This window comes from Halorhabdus sp. BNX81 (genome assembly GCF_029229925.1).
GTDB lineage: Archaea > Halobacteriota > Halobacteria > Halobacteriales > Haloarculaceae > Halorhabdus.
Genome location: NZ_CP107254.1, coordinates 1,886,948 through 1,903,837, shown reverse-complemented (window position 1 = coordinate 1,903,837; position 16,890 = coordinate 1,886,948). Strand labels below are relative to the sequence as shown.

The following is a 16,890-nucleotide window of genomic DNA, read 5'->3' as shown; positions in this document are numbered from 1 at the left end:
ATCTGAACATGAACCCCCACGACAGCGGACGGACAGACCCCTACGCACCCGAACTCGGCTCGATTGCGACCGACGAGGGAGACGGCGAGAACGTGACGAAGACCGGGACGACGACCGTCGGCCTCGCGACCGAGGATGGCGTCGTGATCGCGACCGACCGCCGGGCGAGCCTCGGCGGCCGGTTCGTCTCGAACAAGAACGTCGTGAAGGTCGAGGAGATCCACCCGACGGCAGCCATGACGCTCGTGGGCTCGGTCGGCGGTGCCCAGTCGTTCATCCGGACGCTGCGCTCGGAGGCCAGTCTCTACGAGACGCGTCGTGACGAGCCGATGAGTATCAACGCGCTGGCGACGCTCGCGGGCAACTTCGCTCGCGGTGGTCCGTTCCTCGCCATTCACCCGATCCTCGGCGGCGTCGACGACGAGGGCAGTCACGTCTACACGATCGACCCCGCCGGCGGCGTCATGCAGGACGACTACGCGGTCACCGGCAGCGGGATGCAAGTCGCCTACGGGACCATCGAGGGCGAGTACGACGCCGAGATGTCCACCGAGGAGGCCAAAGAGCTCGCGACGAACGCGGTCCAGGCCGCCAGCGAGCGCGACACCGGTTCCGGCAACGGCCTCGTGATCGCCGAGATTACCGACGAAGGCGTCGAGATCGAGGAGTTCGACGACCTCGCGGACGCGCTGTAGACGGCAACAATTCGGTTTCGATTTTCGTGCCTTCCACACGTCGACCAGCACGCTCTTTTCCGGTGACAGTGTAGGACGCCCAACTCTCGATATGCGACAGGCACACCCCGTCGAGCAAGCAGTCGGCATGGAGTACTACGTCAGCGACAGCGACGGCGTCGGGGGCCGCCTTCGTCGGGAGCCCGCGGCCTTCGGCGTCCGTGAGGTCGAAGCCTTCCAGGTCGAGCCCATTGACGCCAAGCAGGGCGCGTACCCACACGTTGTCTTCCGGGCGACGCTCGCGGGCTGGGACACCAACGACTTCGCGGGCGTCCTCTCGGATCACCTCGGGATCAGTCGCGAACGCGTCTCCTGGGCCGGGACGAAGGACAAATACGCGAAGACGACTCAGCTGTTCTCCGTCGCGAAAGTCGACCCCGCCGATCTCGAAACGATCGACCTCTCCGATGTGGAAATCGAGGTCCTGGGTCGGAGCGGCCGGCCGATCCTCTTTGGCGATCTGGCGGGCAACGCCTTCGAGATCGAGATCAGCGAACCCGACGCGCCCGGAAATCTCGATGGAGTTCTCGACGAACTCGCCGCGTTCGCCGGCAGCGCGTCCGGCGGTGGCGAGGACGACGGCTCGACCCGCATTGGCGTCCCCAACTACTTCGGGCAGCAACGTTTCGGCAGCCAGCGCCCGGTCACCCACGAGGTCGGCCTCGCCATCGCCCGCGGCGACTGGACGGACGCCGTTCTCGCGTACGTCGGGAATCCACACGAACGCGAGCGCGAGGATACCCGCGAGGCACGGAAGTACGTCACAGAAACCGAGGATTGGGAAGGCGCGCTCGATCGACTCCCCAAGCGCCTGGGCTACGAACGGTCGATGTGCCATCGACTCGTCGAGAACGGGGCCGACGACCCCGAAGACTTCCAAGAAGCGCTGGAGGCGGTCCCGACGAACCTCCAGCAACTGTTCGTCAACGCTGCCCAGTCCTACGCGTTCAATCGGATTCTCTCGGCACGGCTGGAGCGCGGGCTTCCCTTCGACGAGCCAGTCGCGGGCGACGTGGTCTGTTTCGCCGACAGCGGTGCTCCCGATGGCCTCGAACTGCCGGACACCGGGCGGACGCAGCGTGTAACCGAGGACAACGTCGGGACGGTTCGCCGCCACTGCGAGCGCGGGCGGGCGTTCGTGACCGCGCCGCTGCTCGGGACCGACAGTGAGCGCCCGGATGGTGAGCCGGGCGAAATTGAGCGGGCTGTCTTCGAAGATCTGGGGATCAGCCCGGCGGACTTCGACCTTCCGGGCGAGTTCGACTCGGAAGGCACGCGACGGGCGATCCTCCTGCGGACGGACTTATCGGTCGAACGGGATCCGCTGACGCTCTCGTTTGCGCTCCCGAAAGGCTCGTACGCGACGGTCGTCCTGCGGGAGATCACGAAAGCAGATCCGGCGGACCTCTGAGCCCGCAGGTCATTCGTCGGGCAGATTCTCGACGCACGTGAGGAGGTCGTCTTCGGTGGTCCATCGGCAAAGCCGGCCTGCGTCGTCGAGCATTTCGAAGATGCCCGTCTGCATCGCGCTGTAGGGATCCTCGCTGTCGACCTCGGTGTCGAGTTCGTCCAGATCGAGGGCGTCGTACTCGCGTTTGAACACGTGGGTCTTCGCGAAGTATTCTTCCAAGGCGGTGAAATAGCCCTGCTCGACGAGAAAGCCGCCGTGGGCGTGTTCGGCAACGCCGACGATGACGTCCGTGTAATCGGCCAGCAGCCGGAACTTGAGGTAGGTGTTCGTCCACTCTTTGCGGACGTCGACCATCAGGAACGCGTACGCGTCGGGCCGCTGGTTGAGTCGGTCCTTGACGAGCTGGAGGCGTTCGATCTCCGGCTGGCCGTAGCTGCCCAGGATGAAATACGCCCGCTCGGCGGAGAAGATCGGCGCGAGTTCGCCGACGCTTTGCTTGAGCGACTCGTACTCCTCGGGCGTGAGCGAGGTTTCGTGGAGATACGACTCGGCCTTCTCGGCGACCTCTTCGACAGAAACCGATTGCTCGTCCATCTGGGAAACGGTTCCGCACGCGAACACTTCAAACCAACTACTGCTTCCCTCTGTGATTCGCCTTTAAACGATTCGCCACTAACCGATTCGTATTTGAGCGAAACGCTTTTGGACGAAGCGGCCGAACAGTGTGATAATGAGTACGCCAGAGACGCCGCCGAACGACCTCGAAACCGTCCGGAGTCGGCTCAACGTCGTCACCCAGGAGACGCGGTTCTCGCTGCTGCAGGATATCCTGGGTCATCCCGATGGGCTGCCGACGCTGAAGGAACTCGACTACGTCAACCCCTCGAAGAGTCGGACGACGATCCGCCAGCACCTCGACGCGCTCGTCGACGCCGGGATCGTCGAGGAAGTGCTGCTCCCCGAGGACCAGCGGCGGAACGACCGCCCCTACAAGTTCTACGGGCTCAGTGAGGAAGGGCGGGCGTTTTTGGAGGAGCACAAACTGCTCCGGGCGGAAGACACGCTGCGGGAGATCTACGATCGCGTGGAGAAGACCGACGAGATCGAACGCTACGAGTCCGCGCCGCGACCCGAGCGGTAACTCCTCCTCTCACTTTCATATTTACTGTCGCCTTCCCGTCAGCATCATCACTGATGGGGGCAACCAGGAAAACACTATTTTTACTATATATTATAAATCCATTCAATCAGTGTGAGGGGGAACAAGGACTGTATTCAACATGTGAAGAATAGCTGGATAAGCGCGGTTCAGGCTGTAGGGGTACCCCGTGCAACCTGTTCGTAGATTTTTTCTTCAGACTTTACGAAGTCCCCGTCCTTCTGGATCACGTCCACAGAGGCGAGCTCCCCCAGCTTATCCTGGATGTAGAACCGGTCTTTGCGCTCGCCATGTAGTTCTTCGAAATTGTCTACAATCTTGTCGATGTCCAGCCACAAGTCTTTCTTCCCGCGCTGAACGGCGTCGAAGTAGTACGCACCAGAGTACTTCTGGTAGTGCCCGAGCATACTCAAGTTCAACTCGTCTCGAATCGTGACGTAACCTCGCTGTACTACGTCACCAAGGAACTTCCGACCGAACTCATCCCAACTGTATTCGTTCAGATCTGCCGACTGTAATCGCTCTCCGGGCAGGATTTCATGGTCCTCGACCTTAATGTACCCAAAGTTTTTCAGTAGATCAACGTATTCACGCGTATTATTTGAGCGTTGATTCTCTTCTATCCGTGAGACGGTCAATCCTCTCCGGTTACGAGCGGCGCGCAAGATCTGGAGAATTGGGTTAAGCTGTGTTCTGACTGCTGGAAGGTCGTAGACGTGTTTGTAGATGGCTTGTGCCATCGTGAAATCAAGCTTCTCCTTGATTTCTTCCTCCCGGTCATCGATTCCCCCGATAACGTCGCCACGGTCGGGAACATCAATGAGGTAAACCCCTTGCCCTGTATTTTTGGCTTCTATCGTGTATACGTCCCGCAATGTGATGAACTTCAAAACGTTGTCGTGGTCACGACAGTCACTGAGGTCTCGAGGTGATGCGTTTCCGAGGGACACTTCTAAATTACCGTTCGGTAGTTCGTATACGTCGTGAACGTAGACGCCTCTACCAAGATGGCGCTTGAGGCGAGTCTCAGCGGGCCCGCCTTGGAGCGCTTCTGGGTTCTGAACACGAACTACTTCATCAGGCGATGTATCCGTTGTGGCCATTCTATCCATCTCCGAAAGCTGTTGACAGTGTCTGTTGTTTCGACGGCTCAAGCCATAAGGCCCATCGTTTTTCCGGGCGTGCCCACCACTCGTTGAACGACTGGATAGGAACGTTCATTGCTCCGGATTCGTCAAGGTCATCGAGGTTATGGAAGAACTGAATGTAGGGGTCAAAGTAGAGCACGGTGTTGTCGTTGATTTTGAATGGGACGATGATGTGTTTCCATCTTCCGAATCCATCCAGCCCGGGTTCAGGAGTATACTCGTCGGTGTGCTGGCCTATATCCTCAAAATACTGTTCGTGGAATTCACACAGAGGAAGAGACCGGTCGTCGGACTCAATAATGGTCTGGAGTTGGTCGTATCCGACACCAGTCATGTGATTTACTTCCCAGCCAGCCTCTTCGAGAAGTGGATCGATACGTGCTGCGAGGCGGTCGGAAGTTGAAGCTCGGTTTTCGACGTAGTCAAGGGCATCAGCGAGGTCGCTAATACTGTAGCGTAGATTTGGTTCGTCTTTACGGTCGGCGAGTTCATCGAGGATGTTCTTTAGAGCAGTTGGAAAGCAACTGTCGGGTTCGGGTTGTGTATGGAAGTTGCTAACAGTGGCTTGATATTGTTCTCTGTCTCCATTGGTTATTGTCACTATTCGACCCTATCTGTGTGTCTCGCTGCCGCTATTTAAAAATTGATAGATGCTGAAAGCGACCGAACACTCCAACTCCAGGTATCTCTTTAAATAATTTTTAAATGGCCAACCTTCCAAAAGTCCTCGCAAGTTTTCGGCTCCACGCTTCTCACGGGTCGATTCGCTCGGCCACGCGCTCGCTGTACGCTTCGAACCTTTCCGGTACGAACGAGAGGTCGTTTCGCCGGGCGAACCGCTCCAGGGCAGTGTACTTGTTGTTCTGCTGGCGGCCACAGGCGACGAACAGCCCTGTATCCGCGACCCAGACGACACCCTCCGCCATCGGATCGAATGACCCACTCATCTGCGCTCCTCGTCAGGCATCTGTCTCGGTCGGTTGCTCGCGCGCACTCGGGATCGCTTCGAAGTATGGATCAACCGACTGCATGTCGAGGACGACCTCCCGGAGCGCCTGCAAGACGGCGGTGGCGAAGGCGGACTGGAGATCCAGCTCCCGGGCAGCCACTCGTTCGGACATCGCGCCGTCAGCATAGGGGATGGCGTAGGTGAGGGCGGCCGCAAGTTTGCCCAGGCCGTGCTTTTCGAGCAGGAGGTCGAGATCCTGATCTTGTGGTGCGCGTCCAACCGCCTCGATGAGAGTCGGCGTGACTGTGTGTTCGTCCCCGTCGAGGGTCGCAGTGAGCGAAATCGGAACGGCCGAATACCGGTGGGTCTTCTGTGTCTCGTCTCGAGTCAGCACACCAAGTTCGACGAGCGTGCCCGTATCCGAGTACGCCGTCGTCCGTGGTATCTCCAGTGCATCGCCGATATCGTCGATGGTGACCTCCCCCTCGCGGAGGACAAACGTGTACAGTCGCGCCAGCCGTGGCTCCTCTAAGAGCTGGGCGACCGACAGGAGACCGTTGATGGCCCGCTCGGAATTCCCGGCGGTTCTCGACATATAATTCATAATTCGTGTATCGAGTAATAACGTTTGGGGAGCACGCTTTAGACAGTCGGCGTTGGAGACCGATACATGCCAGCGGAGCAGGCCGAAGCGGCAGGTCCGATCGACGCCTTCCGGTCGTTCTTCGCGCTCCGGCGGGACGTCCTCGTCCTCTCGATCGCGATGTTCGCCTTCAGCCTGGGCTTTCAGATGACCAGCCGTTATCTCCCGGAGTACATGACCGCGCTGGGTGCTTCGGGGGTCGTCGTCGGCCTCTATGGCACCTTCGGCAACGTCATCTCGGCGGTGTTCCCCTATCCCGGTGGTGCTATCTCGGACCGGATCGGCTCCCGGTACGCGCTGACGCTCTTTGGCTTTCTCTCGACCCTCGGCTTTGCCGTCTGGCTGATCGCCGGGCAGTTCGACGCGATCACGATCGTGGGGATAACGATCGAACCCTGGGTGTGGATCTTCGTCGGTCTGATCCTCGCCCAGGCCTGGAAGTCCTTCGGCCTCGGGGCCTCCTTCGCCGTCGTCAAGCAGGCCACCGATCCCTCGCGGCTGGCGGCCGGGTTCGCAAGCACGGAAACCTTTCGGCGGGTGGCCTTCCTCGTCGGCCCGGTGCTGGCGGCCGTCCTGCTCGAACTGCAGTGGAACGTCCCGATCCTCTCGCCGATTCTCGGGACGATGGGCGACTCGTTCGCGACGAACTTCCAGTACGTCCTGCTGGTCGGGGTGGTTTTCGGCGCGCTCGGGACGTTGATCCAGCACTGGCTGTACGACGCGAGCGAAGACACGATCGGGGGCTCCTTCGCGGGGATCGAGCAGATCCGGACGGACCTCCGGGAGATGCCCGCCGAGTTGCGACCGCTGCTCGTCGGCGACACCCTCGTCCGGTTCGCCAACGGCATGGTGTACGTCTTCTTCGTGCTGGTGGTCACCCAGTTCCTCGAAGTCGGCTTCGACGCCTCCGTCGCCCTCTTTGGAACGTCCTACAGCGTCACCCTCTCACCGGCGGCGTTTTTCGGCATCCTCCTGGGAGTCGAGATGCTGGTCGCGCTGTTGGTGATGGCGCCCGCGGCGAAGGCCGCCGAGTACGTCGGCCTCAAACCGGTCGTTGCGGTCGGATTCGCCGTCTACGCGATCTTCCCGGTCGTCCTCATCTACGCCCCGGCGACGGAGACAGCGATGATCGTCGTCTTTGCTTTCTCCGGCCTCCGATTCGCCGGCCTCCCCTCGCACAAGGCGCTGATCGTCGGCCCCGCCGAGGCCGACGCGGGCGGCCGCGTCACCGGGACGTACTACCTCCTGCGGAACACGATCGTCATCCCGAGCGCTGCCATCGGTGGGTATCTCTGGGATTATGTGAGCCCCGAGGTCGCGTTCACGGTCGCCGCCGCTATCGGCGTCGTCGGGACCGGGTACTTCCTCGTTTTCGGCGAGGAATTCGAAGCCTATCGATAGCCGTCTCTACTGCATGCACTCGCGGATCGCCCTGCTTATTCGATGGGAGTTCCGATAGGACACTGATGCAGTGCCGGCAGTGCGCCGCTGACCTCGATCGACCCGGCGACTACTGCCTGGTGTGTCACACGGCGAACGCCGACGTGGTCGTTCTGGAACTCGATCGCGAGCGCGCCCGGGTGACGACGATCGACGACGAGGACATCCTGGGGCGGCGCGTCGTGACGACGACGCCGGAGGACGGCGAGTTGAGCGGCGTCGAGTTGCGGAACTTCGCCGGCCAGGTCGCCGACGAGGTCCATCGCAAGCGCCCCGAGGAAGTCTACGTCACCGGCGATCGCGAGGTTATCGACGCCGTCCGATCCCAACTTCACTACGAGTGTTACCGCGTCGAGGGCGAGAATCCGGTCGATCGGGTCCTCGAGCGCCGTGGGGAGCCCGCCCTGGAGGTCGTCGAGGCAAGCGCGGCCGAGAAGATCGGCGGCACCCACTCGACGTTGATCGGTGATCGCGACGGGATGCGGGCGATCGAGACGGTCGCGGGCCACCCTCACGTCAAGAAGATCATCCCCGGCCCGATCGACGCGAGCGGGTCGAGCGCACGCGGCGGCGTCCGCGCGAAGGCGACCCGTGCCGACGAGGGTGGCAACGTCCGACTCCTGATCCGGGACGGCTCCAGCGTCCAGGAGAACCGGGTCGTTACGACGGCCAACGATCGCGAACTCGGCGAGCACGTCCGGGCGGACCTGAACGACGCGCTGGCGGACGCCGATCTTGGGGAGTGAGCGGCCCGGTCGTGGGCACCGGCCCCGTCGGCTGCCCGCAACTCAACAGGTTTATCAGCCCGCTGGCGTGATGTTTCACCACTATGGCTGACGATCGTACCGGCAGTGCCGGTCGGTTCGGCGCGCGATACGGGCGAGTCTCCCGCCGTCGCGTCGCCGAGATCGAGGCGAACATGAACGACGACCACGAGTGCCCCGACTGTGGCCGCGACCGCGTCTCCCGGCAGGGAACCGGCGTCTGGGAGTGTGGCTACTGTGGCTACACCTTCACGGGTGGCTCCTATAGCCCCACGACCCCCGGTGGACGTGCCGCAAAGCGCTCGATCCGCGCGGCGCTCGCAGAGGAAGGCGAGGAGACGGAGGCCTGAGATGGCGTATAAGTGCTCGCGCTGCAAACGCGACGTCGAACTCGACGAGTACGGCGGCGTCCGCTGTCCGTACTGTGGCCACCGGGTCCTGTTGAAGGAACGGTCCCGCGACGTCAAAGAGATCAGCGTCGAGTAAATGGACCACCAGGCGGTTCTGGAGTTCGTGTACGACGATCCCGACAGTGCCGCACTCGTTGAGGCCAGCGTCGCCCAGGAACTCGATGAGATCGACGGCGATCGCACGCACGCCCGACTCGATCGGGACGACGCGACGCTTTCGATGACGATCGACGCTGCGGATCCGGTTGCACTTCGGGCCGGCATGACGACCTGGACCACGCTCGTCGAGGTGGCTGAACGAGTCGGCGGGATCTGAGCCGTCATCGGCATGTTTATCGGCCGACTCGCCATCCGGTGAGATATGGCAAAGAGCGAACAGAGGGATCGAACCCGAAGCGGATCACTCCTCGAGTCGGTCTCGATCGGTGGTGGACTGGCTGGCGGCGTGATCGCGTACGTCCTCGGCTATGGCGTGATCGCTATCGCCAAGTCGGACGCCATCGACAGCGCGTCCGGACTGTTTGGTTTTTTGAGTCAGTTCGGCGGGCAGATCGACCTTCCAGCTGGATGGAAGCTTGCCGGCTGGGTGTTCTACCGCGCACACAACGTCGACATACTCTTCGAGAGCTCAGGGACGGAATCATCGAATCCCATCGCGTTTACCGAGACGGTGTTCTGGGAGCCGTGGTTCTTTGCGGTCCCGGTGATCGCACTGGCGCTCGCGGGGGCGGTCGTCGCCTACGCGACTGCTGCCCGGTCCACGACGGCGGGTGCCGTGGCCGGCGGCTCAGTCGTGCTTGGGTACATCCCCGTGGTGGCCGTCGGTGCGGTGGTGACCGGCTGGTCGACCGCGTCGGACGGCTCCTTCATGAGTTTCGAAGCATCCGCCGGTCCGGATCTCCTCCCTGCCCTGCTCGTCGCGGGGTTCATTTATCCTCTTGTTGTCGGCGGAATCGGTGGATCGATCGCCGGCGCGATCCGCGGTCGGTAACGGTGTTTTCCCTATGCGGGGACGGCGATGATGACGAGAGTCCCAGCTAGCGGTGGGGTAGCCGTTCGCCGGCGGTGAGACCACAAAAGGTGGGTTTTTCTGTGCTCGTCCCAACGTAGCGGATATGCAGGGAAATCTGCCACCTGAAGCACAAGAGAAGCTCGAAGAACTGCAGGACCTCCAGGAGACGGCCCAGCAGGTCGCCCAGCAGAAACAGCAGGCCCAAAACCAGCTGACCGAATCCGAGAACGCCCTCGAGGCCCTCGAAGACATCGACCCCGACGCGACGATGTATCGCGAAGTCGGCGAACTCCTCGTCGAGACCGAGTACGACGAGGCCGAGGACGACCTCAGCGAGACGGTCGACAACCTCGAAGTACGCGTCGACTCCCTCGAAAAGCAGGAGGAGCGCGTCGAAGAACAGTTCGAGGAACTCCAGAGTGACCTCCAGGAGATGCTCGGCGGTGGCGGCGGTGCGCTCGGCGGCGGTCCGGACGTCGGTCCGGGCGCTGGCGGTGCATGAGCGACGACGCCACACCATCCACTGACGCGGAGACACCAGCGGACGAAACGGTCGTCGAGACGGCCGCGGCGACGGCCGAAGACGTCGTGTTTTCGCGCCTCGACCGGTCGGCGATCGACGATCTCGACGTGACGGTGACGTTCGAAGACAAGGTACTCGAGATCGACGTCTACCTCAACGCGCCTGACGCGCGGGCCGACCCCGAAACGGTCGCCGACGACGCCGCACTCGCGGCCCGATCGGCGGTCGACGATCTTTTCGACGCCTGACCTGACGGTCGGCGTCGGCTTTTTTCGCGTGTCTCAGTGCCCACGATCGACAGTCGAGGTGCCCGGACTCTCGTCGGTTCGATCGCTGATGAACCCGGTCCGGAACCCGATCCACGCGAGCCCGCTGATGAACAGGATCGGCGGCAGAATCATGAATCCCCAAAGCGGGTCCAGTCCCCACCCGAGCAACAGCAACAGGTCAGCGAGCCCGAGCGCGAGAAACGGCGTGACCGCCTTCAGCGCCTGCACGCGGTCGTACTCGGGATCCGGACGGGGGTCTGTCATTGGTAGCTGTTGGGGGCACGCACCCAAAAGCGCGCCGTTCACCTGGGGAATTGCCTCTGAAACGGGCCGAACACGACCCGTCTACTTCCCCCAGAAGGGATCCTTGTTCCGCCGCTTGTCCAGATACATCGACAGCGTCTCGCGCTCGTCGGCGGGGATCTCCTCGGTGAGTTCCTGCTCTAAGATCTTGGCGTGTTTCTCGGGGAGTTCGATCCAGAGTTCGTCGCCTTCCTCGATGTCCCGGCCGACCGTCGGACCGTCGATCGAGACGGCGACGCGCTCGCCCGCCCGTGCCTCATCAACGTCGTCGCCCTCGTCCTGGATGCCCTTGAGCTGGCCGACGCGCTCGGGTTCGCTCCCCTCGAATCGGGCGACGTTGGAATTACGGACGATCGTCCCCGAGAGGATTTCGACGCCGACGACGGCGGGATCGGACTGCCGGAAGGTGTGGTCCTCGAGGATCCGGAACCGTGCCGGGCGGGTGATGTTGTCGAGGATCTGTTCCTGCTGGGACTCCTCGATCGCCGTGACGTGCTCGTCGTACTCCTCGACGAGCTGGTAGATGACGTCGTTCTCGAACAGTCGGACGTCCTCCTGTTCGGCGAGGGCGGCGGTGTCCTCGAGGACGTCCACGCCGAAGGCGAGGATCGCCCGGTGGGTCGGTTCGTTGGCGGTCTCGGCGACCCGGATGTCGCGTGGCGCGACGTCGCCGACCTCCGCGCGCATGATCGGGATCTCCTCGTCGGCGAGCGTACTCGATATCGCTTCGAGGCTGCCGAGGGTGTCCGCCTTGACGACGATCCCTTCCTCCGCGGTCTGGACTTCGACTTCCGCGAGTTCGGCCTCGACGTCGGCGATGACCTCCTCGACGGGACGGTCGCGCACGACGCGAACGGGCGCTCCGGCCATCGCGTCGTCGAGGTCCGGCGCGGCGATCTTCACGCCGGCGGCGGCCGCCACCGAGTCGACCTTCTCGAACTCCTTTTCGGTCCGTATTTCGGCCAGCGGGCGGGGCTGGAGCAGTGCGCGGACCTCGGTGACGATCGGCTCTTCGAGTCCGCCCACGACGAGCTGGTCGTCCGCCCGGATCGTCCCGTCGTAGACGACGGCATCGATCGTCGTGCCGAACCCGCGTTCGTCGGTGACTTCGAGGACTGTTCCCGCGCCCGGCCCGGTCACGTCGACCGCCATCTCCTCCTTGAGATAGCGCTGGGAGAGCCCCATCAGCACGGTCAGCAGGTCGGGGACGCCCTCGCCGGTCATCGCCGACAGCGGGACGACGCCGATGTTGTTCTGGAAGTTCTGGACGCGCCAGTAAAAGTCCGCCGAGAACCCCTCGTCGCTCAACTGGCCGATGAGTTCATACAGGCGTTCGTCCAGATCGGACTGGACGCGGTCGGCCTGGCGCTCTTTGCTCGCCTGGATCGGTTGGTCGTCGTTCGGGTTCCAGCCCGGGATCGTATCGACCTTGTTGGCCGCGACGATGAACGGCGTCTGGGTTCGCTTGAGGATGTCCAGTGCTTCCTCGGTCTGTGGCTGGAAACCGTCGGTGACGTCGACGACGACGATGGCGATGTCCGCCAGGGCCCCACCCCGAGAACGGAGCGTCGAGAAGGAGTGATGGCCCGGCGTGTCGATAAACAGCAGGCCGGGCAGATCGAAGTCCGCGGGATCGACGAGATCGCCGGCCATCTCGCCGATCACGTCGAGTGGCACGGCGGTCGAGCCGATGTGCTGTGTGATCGCGCCCGCTTCGCCTTCGGTCACTGCTGACCCGCGGATCTTGTCCAGTAGCGTCGTTTTGCCGTGGTCGACGTGGCCCAGGACCGCGACGATGGGCGTCCGGAGCGACGACGACTCGGTCGTATCAGTTGGTGTGTCTTCGGCCATCCCGTCTCACCCTGAGAAGTCCTTGTCCGAGTTCGGCGTTCTCGCCATTTAAGGTGTTCGTATCGCTGTCGGCAAGCCACGCGCGTACTGGGGAAGGTCGCCGATCGCGTTGTCAGTCACGCGTCCGACAGCCCGTGGCGTTTATGTAAGAGGACCGGGTAAGCGACTGTATGGCCGAAATACTCGCCGAGAACCTCTCCGGGAAAGACGTCATGGGCTCGGACGGGGCTGAGCTTGGCATGCTGTACAACATCACGATGGATCTCGAATCGGGGCGGCTCGAAGACCTCATCATCGAACCCGACGAGACGCTCGGTGAGACGGCCTTCAAGCGGGACGACAACGGCCGCATTCGCGTTCCTGTGGGTCGTGTACAGGCAGTCAAAGATCACATGATCATCGAACGCTAAGGTAGCTAAATGAACGTTCTCGACGCCTCGGCTTTCATCAACGAGTATCACACCGACGAGCAACTCGCCACGATCCCTCTCGTTCGCGAGGAACTCGAAGACGAGAGCGCCTATCGCTTCGACGCCCTCGAGGGGTCCGGGATGCACCTCCACATCCCTGACGAGGAGACCGTCGAACGCATCCGCCGGGCGGCCGACGAGACCGGCGACCTCGAAGAACTGTCGACGACCGACATCCGCCTGATCGCCGCTGCTTTCGAACTCGACGGCGAACTGGTCACCGACGACTACGCGATGCAGAACGTCGCGGAGAAACTGGAGATCGACGTGGAAGTGATCGCCCAGGATGGGATCGAGGCCCAACGCGACTGGCACTTCCAGTGTCAGGGGTGTGGCCGCGAGTTCGACGAGAACCACGACCGCTGTCCGATCTGTGGCAGCCCGCTCTCGCGGAAGAATCCATCCAGCGCTTAAGGGTCGGCATCAGTTTTCCCGGGCGCGTCGTGACTGGTCGGTCCCTCGACCGGCCGGTCACCGTCGAGTGTATCCAGACCCAGCGCCAGCAACTGTCGGAGCACTTCTTCGTCCGTGAGATCGTGCTCGCGGGCCAGTTGCTCGATGTCGCGGGCCTGGTCGTCGTCGACGACGACCGAAAACCGGGTCGGCATATATCATGGTAATCGATGTCGTGATAAAAACCCCCGTCAGACGGCCGTCCGACTCGGTCGGGATCCTCGCCGCATCGCGTTCCAATCGGCTCTGGACTGCCCGGTACTCACATGAGCGCAGTCAGTGTCGCTTCGGCCAGTTCGTATCTAATCTGGACGTATTGCAACGCGAACTGGATTGCATTGATGAGTCCGTGGACGAGAATCGGCACGACGAGGTTGTCCGTCCGGCGGTACCATTCCCCCAACACGAGCGCCAGGAAAAATACGGCTACCACTGAACTCGCGGCTTCCAACGGTGTCGAGGTGAGGTACGCTGGAAAGTGGACGAGGGCAAACAACACGCTCGCGATGATGACCGCAAGCCGTCGGTCGAATTGGTCGTAGAGCGACTTTTGGACGACGTTTCGGTAGATGAGTTCTTCCGCCGGTCCGATGACCAGAAGCGATAGCGGCACGAATGCAAGTAGCAGTTCCGGGTTGTTGTTCTCCGTCACGTCTTTGAAGATCTGGTGCTCTGAACTTTCGATACCAAGTTCGATGAACAGGAGACTGATCAGGACGATGCCGACCAGGAGGACGACCACGCCGAGGATTGTATACCCAATATCGCGCAGGGACGGAAAACGAACGTCGATATATTCGACATTCAGGTCGTTCACGCGAAGGTACGCGATAGCGACGAGAACAAAGCCAATGCCCGAAAATGCAGTAAGAAGCGCCTGCTCCATGGTTGGCTGGATGGATCCAAGCGCGGGCGAGATCGGAATATAAAGCATAGCGGCGAATATCTGACTCCCGAGAAACCCGATGAGTGCCCAACCCGCTGCCAGACCGATAGCACGGAGGCGCGTTCGATCTGCTCGGGGTTCCGATACCATGGCCGGATAAACGGCCAGCAACCCCAAAGGCCCTGCGCTTTCGGGGGTTGCCTTCCGGTGTTCAAACCATCGCGCTTATTCGCCAGCCGTGACAAGGGTTCGGCATGGCTGAACCCACGAGCGAAGACGCCTACGAGGGGGTTTTCGGTGCGTTCCCCTACGCCTTCGGTGCGACCGATTCGCGGCTCTGCCGGGTGTACATCGTCGTGGGTGGACTGTTCGCCGCTCTCGCCACGGTAGTGTTCGTGCTTGCGGTGATCTCGTTGATCGGGGAGACCCTCGGCACGCCTGGCGGCCTGTTGACGAGCGCACGGGCCTTTTATGTCCTCATCGCGTTGCTGATCGTCGGGCCGCTACTCGCGCCGACGTTGCTCGTTGCCCGACGCCACCGCCGGGGGACGGGTGATCGACGCTACGACCGCGCTCTCGGGACGACCGGCTTTCTGTTTCTCGTCTCGCTGTACCTCGGTGCCGTGGCGTCGATGCCGACGTCATTCGTCCTCGACGGGGAGACGATCACGCGGCCCGCCGCCGATGGCGTCTTCGGTCCGCTCGTCGAACTCCTCTACGCGATCCCCGAACCAGCCGCACCCGTCGTCCCGGCACTCGCGGTGGCGATCATGGCCCTTGTACACCGCCGGTATCGGTGAATCAAAGAGGGACGAAATCCTGCGTTCGGGTATGAGCGAGAAAACGGGGACGTTTGTGGTTACCCACGTCGACGGCGAGTCGGCGGTCCTGACGGACGTCACCGACTCCCACGTGCATACACTTTCGGCACATCCGGACTTCGAGACCGACGAAGTGGTCGAGGCGACGATCCGGGCCGAACCGCCGATGGAAGTCACCTGGGAGGTGGCCGCGATCCACGACCGCCGGACCGTACCGGTCGAGCGGAGTCCGGAGACCCCGACCAAACAGGCAAGGGACATCGCCACAGACCAGGCCGTCGGAGAGGTTACACGCCGGGAGCGTGCCGGCGAGGGTGAAGTACACGTTTTGACTGTTCCGGCGGAACAAACCGAACAGGCCGTCGCGGACGTCATCGACGACGACGAGACGATCAGGCGGGCGGCCCGTCTCGGCGTCGACCGCGTCGAGATTCGGGCTGACGATGGTGTCCTCAGTGTTCGCTATCTGCCGTAGTCACTTTTGTTCGACCGTCGCGGAGCAGCTGCTACATCAATCGCTGCCGTCACCGACGACGCTCTCCCAGTCGTGATCGAAGTGTGCCCCCTCGCGCTCGCGGGCGCTGGCTGCAACCTCCATGAATTCAGCCGATGCACGTGCTTCCGGAATAGTGTGGCCGCCACAGTAACTCAGGCCGGACCGGATCCCGGCAGCGAACCGGTCGGCGACGTCAGCGAGGTCGCCGCTGTATGGCGTCAGTCCCTCGACGCCCTCATCGGCGTCCGCCGCTGCGCCGTCCTTGTCCGTCCGGGCCTCGTTGGCGGCCGTCGTCGCCATGCCCCGCGAGCGCTTGTACTGGTCGCCCTCGATCTCGACGACGTCGCCCGGGGCCTCGGCTGTCCCGGCGAACAATCGTCCGAGCATGACCGTGTCCGCGCCGGCCATCAGCGCCTTGACTGCGTCGCCGGAGCTCTGGATGCCGCCATCAGCGATGACTGGCACGTCGAGGTCCTCGGCGGCGTCCGCACATTGGTCGACTGCGGTGAGTTGTGGGACGCCAGCCCCAGCGACGCGCCGGGTCGTACAGTGCGAGCCGGGGCCGATACCGACCTTGACGGTGTCGGCTCCTGCCGCGTAGAGATCACGGACGCCCTCGGGTGTCGCGACGTTGCCGACGATAAGGTTCGCGGGGTCGTATTCGTCGACGAGCGTCTCGACTGCCGCAAGCGCGCGTTCGAGGTGGGCGTGGGCGACATCCAGAACGATCGCGTCGGCCCCGGCTTCGAGCGCCCGTTCGGTCCGTTCGAGGTAGCCATCGGCGATGCCGACGGCCGCACCGACGCGCTCGCCGGCTTCGACGACCGCCCGCACTTCGGCCACCTGTTCGTCGATCGCGAGGAACCGGTGGATCGTCCCGAACCCACCGGCCGCCGAGAGGGCGGTCGCCGTCTCGCGTTCGGTCACGGTGTCCATGGGCGCACTCAGGAGTGGGCGCTCGAGTTCGATGTCGGGTGTGAGCGGCGTCGAGAGGTCCACGTCGTCGCGACTGTCGACCGGCGAGCGCTGTGGGACGAGCAACACGTCCCCGTAGGAACGCCCTGTCGTGAGGTCTTTCATGCCGCCACTATCACAGGGGAACCAGCCCTAAAAGCCCATCGTGTCTCGCTTAACTCGACCGGCCGGTG

The 16,890-nt window shown here is 62.7% G+C and carries 25 protein-coding genes; 15 read left to right on the top strand and 10 right to left on the bottom strand.

From position 1 onward, the window contains the following. Positions 1–8: 8 nt before the first annotated feature. Together psmB and truD are read left to right on the top strand one after the other, a co-directional pair. On the top strand, positions 9–695 hold the full coding sequence (gene psmB, locus HBNXHr_RS09530) for an archaeal proteasome endopeptidase complex subunit beta (protein ID WP_275883709.1): 687 nt from the start codon (positions 9–11) through the stop codon (positions 693–695). A gap of 91 nt (positions 696–786) precedes the next feature. Further along, a complete protein-coding gene (gene truD / locus HBNXHr_RS09525) occupies positions 787–2,145 on the top strand; it encodes a tRNA pseudouridine(13) synthase TruD (protein ID WP_275881950.1) in 1,359 nt (452 codons plus the stop codon). 9 nt (positions 2,146–2,154) lie between these two features. Here truD and HBNXHr_RS09520 read toward each other — a convergent pair whose 3' ends face one another. Next, positions 2,155–2,739, bottom strand: a complete 585-nt coding sequence (locus HBNXHr_RS09520) for a hypothetical protein (RefSeq protein WP_275881949.1) — start codon at positions 2,737–2,739, stop codon at positions 2,155–2,157. Between the two features lie 136 nt (positions 2,740–2,875). Here HBNXHr_RS09520 and HBNXHr_RS09515 point away from each other — a divergent pair, with 136 nt between their 5' ends. After that, entirely contained in the window at positions 2,876–3,286 is a 411-nt protein-coding gene (locus HBNXHr_RS09515) for a helix-turn-helix domain-containing protein (protein ID WP_275881948.1), read from the top strand. 167 nt (positions 3,287–3,453) lie between these two features. Here the strand turns inward: HBNXHr_RS09515 and HBNXHr_RS09510 are convergent, their stop codons facing one another. The 4 genes from HBNXHr_RS09510 to HBNXHr_RS09495 form a co-directional block, all read right to left on the bottom strand. Beyond that, positions 3,454–4,407: a hypothetical protein gene (locus tag HBNXHr_RS09510; RefSeq protein WP_275881947.1), complete on the bottom strand. Its 954-nt coding sequence runs from the start codon at positions 4,405–4,407 to the stop codon at positions 3,454–3,456. A gap of 1 nt (position 4,408) precedes the next feature. After that, positions 4,409–5,053: a hypothetical protein gene (locus HBNXHr_RS09505; RefSeq protein WP_275881946.1), complete on the bottom strand. Its 645-nt coding sequence runs from the start codon at positions 5,051–5,053 to the stop codon at positions 4,409–4,411. 151 nt (positions 5,054–5,204) lie between these two features. Then, entirely contained in the window at positions 5,205–5,399 is a 195-nt protein-coding gene (locus tag HBNXHr_RS09500; RefSeq protein ID WP_275883732.1) for a hypothetical protein, read from the bottom strand. Positions 5,400–5,411: 12 nt separating this feature from the next. Beyond that, complete coding sequence (locus HBNXHr_RS09495; RefSeq protein WP_275881945.1) at positions 5,412–5,996, bottom strand: helix-turn-helix domain-containing protein; 585 nt, start codon at positions 5,994–5,996, stop codon at positions 5,412–5,414. Positions 5,997–6,071: 75 nt separating this feature from the next. Here HBNXHr_RS09495 and HBNXHr_RS09490 point away from each other — a divergent pair, with 75 nt between their 5' ends. The 8 genes from HBNXHr_RS09490 (at position 6,072) to HBNXHr_RS09455 (ending at position 10,441) form a co-directional block, all read left to right on the top strand. Next, positions 6,072–7,445, top strand: a complete 1,374-nt coding sequence (locus HBNXHr_RS09490) for an MFS transporter (RefSeq protein WP_275881944.1) — start codon at positions 6,072–6,074, stop codon at positions 7,443–7,445. Positions 7,446–7,510: 65 nt separating this feature from the next. Next, a complete protein-coding gene (locus tag HBNXHr_RS09485; RefSeq protein WP_275736987.1) occupies positions 7,511–8,230 on the top strand; it encodes a DUF2103 domain-containing protein in 720 nt (239 codons plus the stop codon). A gap of 83 nt (positions 8,231–8,313) precedes the next feature. Continuing rightward, positions 8,314–8,598, top strand: a complete 285-nt coding sequence (locus HBNXHr_RS09480; RefSeq protein WP_275881943.1) for a 50S ribosomal protein L37ae — start codon at positions 8,314–8,316, stop codon at positions 8,596–8,598. A gap of 1 nt (position 8,599) precedes the next feature. Continuing rightward, a complete protein-coding gene (locus HBNXHr_RS09475; RefSeq protein ID WP_275881942.1) occupies positions 8,600–8,734 on the top strand; it encodes a DNA-directed RNA polymerase subunit P in 135 nt (44 codons plus the stop codon). Then, a complete protein-coding gene (locus tag HBNXHr_RS09470) occupies positions 8,735–8,974 on the top strand; it encodes a KEOPS complex subunit Pcc1 (RefSeq protein WP_275881941.1) in 240 nt (79 codons plus the stop codon). A 45-nt stretch (positions 8,975–9,019) separates the two neighbouring features. Then, positions 9,020–9,649 (top strand): hypothetical protein, encoded by a 630-nt coding sequence (locus HBNXHr_RS09465; RefSeq protein WP_275881940.1) that lies wholly within the window; start codon positions 9,020–9,022, stop codon positions 9,647–9,649. A 124-nt stretch (positions 9,650–9,773) separates the two neighbouring features. After that, entirely contained in the window at positions 9,774–10,172 is a 399-nt protein-coding gene (locus HBNXHr_RS09460; RefSeq protein WP_275736983.1) for a prefoldin subunit beta, read from the top strand. Next, positions 10,169–10,441 (top strand): DUF3194 domain-containing protein, encoded by a 273-nt coding sequence (locus HBNXHr_RS09455; protein WP_275736982.1) that lies wholly within the window; start codon positions 10,169–10,171, stop codon positions 10,439–10,441. Before HBNXHr_RS09460 ends, HBNXHr_RS09455 begins: the two co-directional genes overlap by 4 nt. A 33-nt stretch (positions 10,442–10,474) precedes the next feature. On the opposite strand, the gene HBNXHr_RS09450 is transcribed toward HBNXHr_RS09455, so the two are convergent. Together HBNXHr_RS09450 and infB are read right to left on the bottom strand one after the other, a co-directional pair. After that, complete coding sequence (locus HBNXHr_RS09450; RefSeq protein WP_275881939.1) at positions 10,475–10,726, bottom strand: hypothetical protein; 252 nt, start codon at positions 10,724–10,726, stop codon at positions 10,475–10,477. A gap of 81 nt (positions 10,727–10,807) precedes the next feature. Further along, entirely contained in the window at positions 10,808–12,616 is a 1,809-nt protein-coding gene (gene infB / locus HBNXHr_RS09445; protein WP_275881938.1) for a translation initiation factor IF-2, read from the bottom strand. Between the two features lie 170 nt (positions 12,617–12,786). Between infB and HBNXHr_RS09440 the strand changes: the two genes are divergently transcribed. Both HBNXHr_RS09440 and HBNXHr_RS09435 read left to right on the top strand, forming a co-directional pair. Then, the gene (locus HBNXHr_RS09440; protein WP_275736978.1) at positions 12,787–13,026 is read left to right on the top strand and encodes a PRC-barrel domain-containing protein; all 240 of its coding nucleotides are present in this window, start codon (positions 12,787–12,789) and stop codon (positions 13,024–13,026) included. Positions 13,027–13,035: 9 nt separating this feature from the next. Then, a complete protein-coding gene (locus HBNXHr_RS09435; RefSeq protein WP_275736977.1) occupies positions 13,036–13,500 on the top strand; it encodes an NOB1 family endonuclease in 465 nt (154 codons plus the stop codon). Here the strand turns inward: HBNXHr_RS09435 and HBNXHr_RS09430 are convergent. Both HBNXHr_RS09430 and HBNXHr_RS09425 read right to left on the bottom strand, forming a co-directional pair. Next, the gene (locus HBNXHr_RS09430; protein ID WP_275740973.1) at positions 13,497–13,694 is read right to left on the bottom strand and encodes a hypothetical protein; all 198 of its coding nucleotides are present in this window, start codon (positions 13,692–13,694) and stop codon (positions 13,497–13,499) included. The genes HBNXHr_RS09435 and HBNXHr_RS09430 overlap by 4 nt on opposite strands. Positions 13,695–13,801: 107 nt before the next feature. After that, positions 13,802–14,356 (bottom strand): CPBP family intramembrane glutamic endopeptidase, encoded by a 555-nt coding sequence (locus HBNXHr_RS09425; RefSeq protein ID WP_275881937.1) that lies wholly within the window; start codon positions 14,354–14,356, stop codon positions 13,802–13,804. A gap of 323 nt (positions 14,357–14,679) precedes the next feature. Between HBNXHr_RS09425 and HBNXHr_RS09420 the strand changes: the two genes are divergently transcribed. Beyond that, positions 14,680–15,225, top strand: coding sequence for a hypothetical protein (locus HBNXHr_RS09420; RefSeq protein ID WP_275881936.1), 546 nt, complete (start codon positions 14,680–14,682; stop codon positions 15,223–15,225). Positions 15,226–15,256: 31 nt separating this feature from the next. Continuing rightward, a complete protein-coding gene (locus HBNXHr_RS09415) occupies positions 15,257–15,721 on the top strand; it encodes a DUF5812 family protein (protein ID WP_275881935.1) in 465 nt (154 codons plus the stop codon). Positions 15,722–15,757: 36 nt separating this feature from the next. On the opposite strand, the gene HBNXHr_RS09410 is transcribed toward HBNXHr_RS09415, so the two are convergent. Next, positions 15,758–16,822: a guanosine monophosphate reductase gene (locus tag HBNXHr_RS09410; protein WP_275736973.1), complete on the bottom strand. Its 1,065-nt coding sequence runs from the start codon at positions 16,820–16,822 to the stop codon at positions 15,758–15,760. Positions 16,823–16,890: the final 68 nt, after the last annotated feature.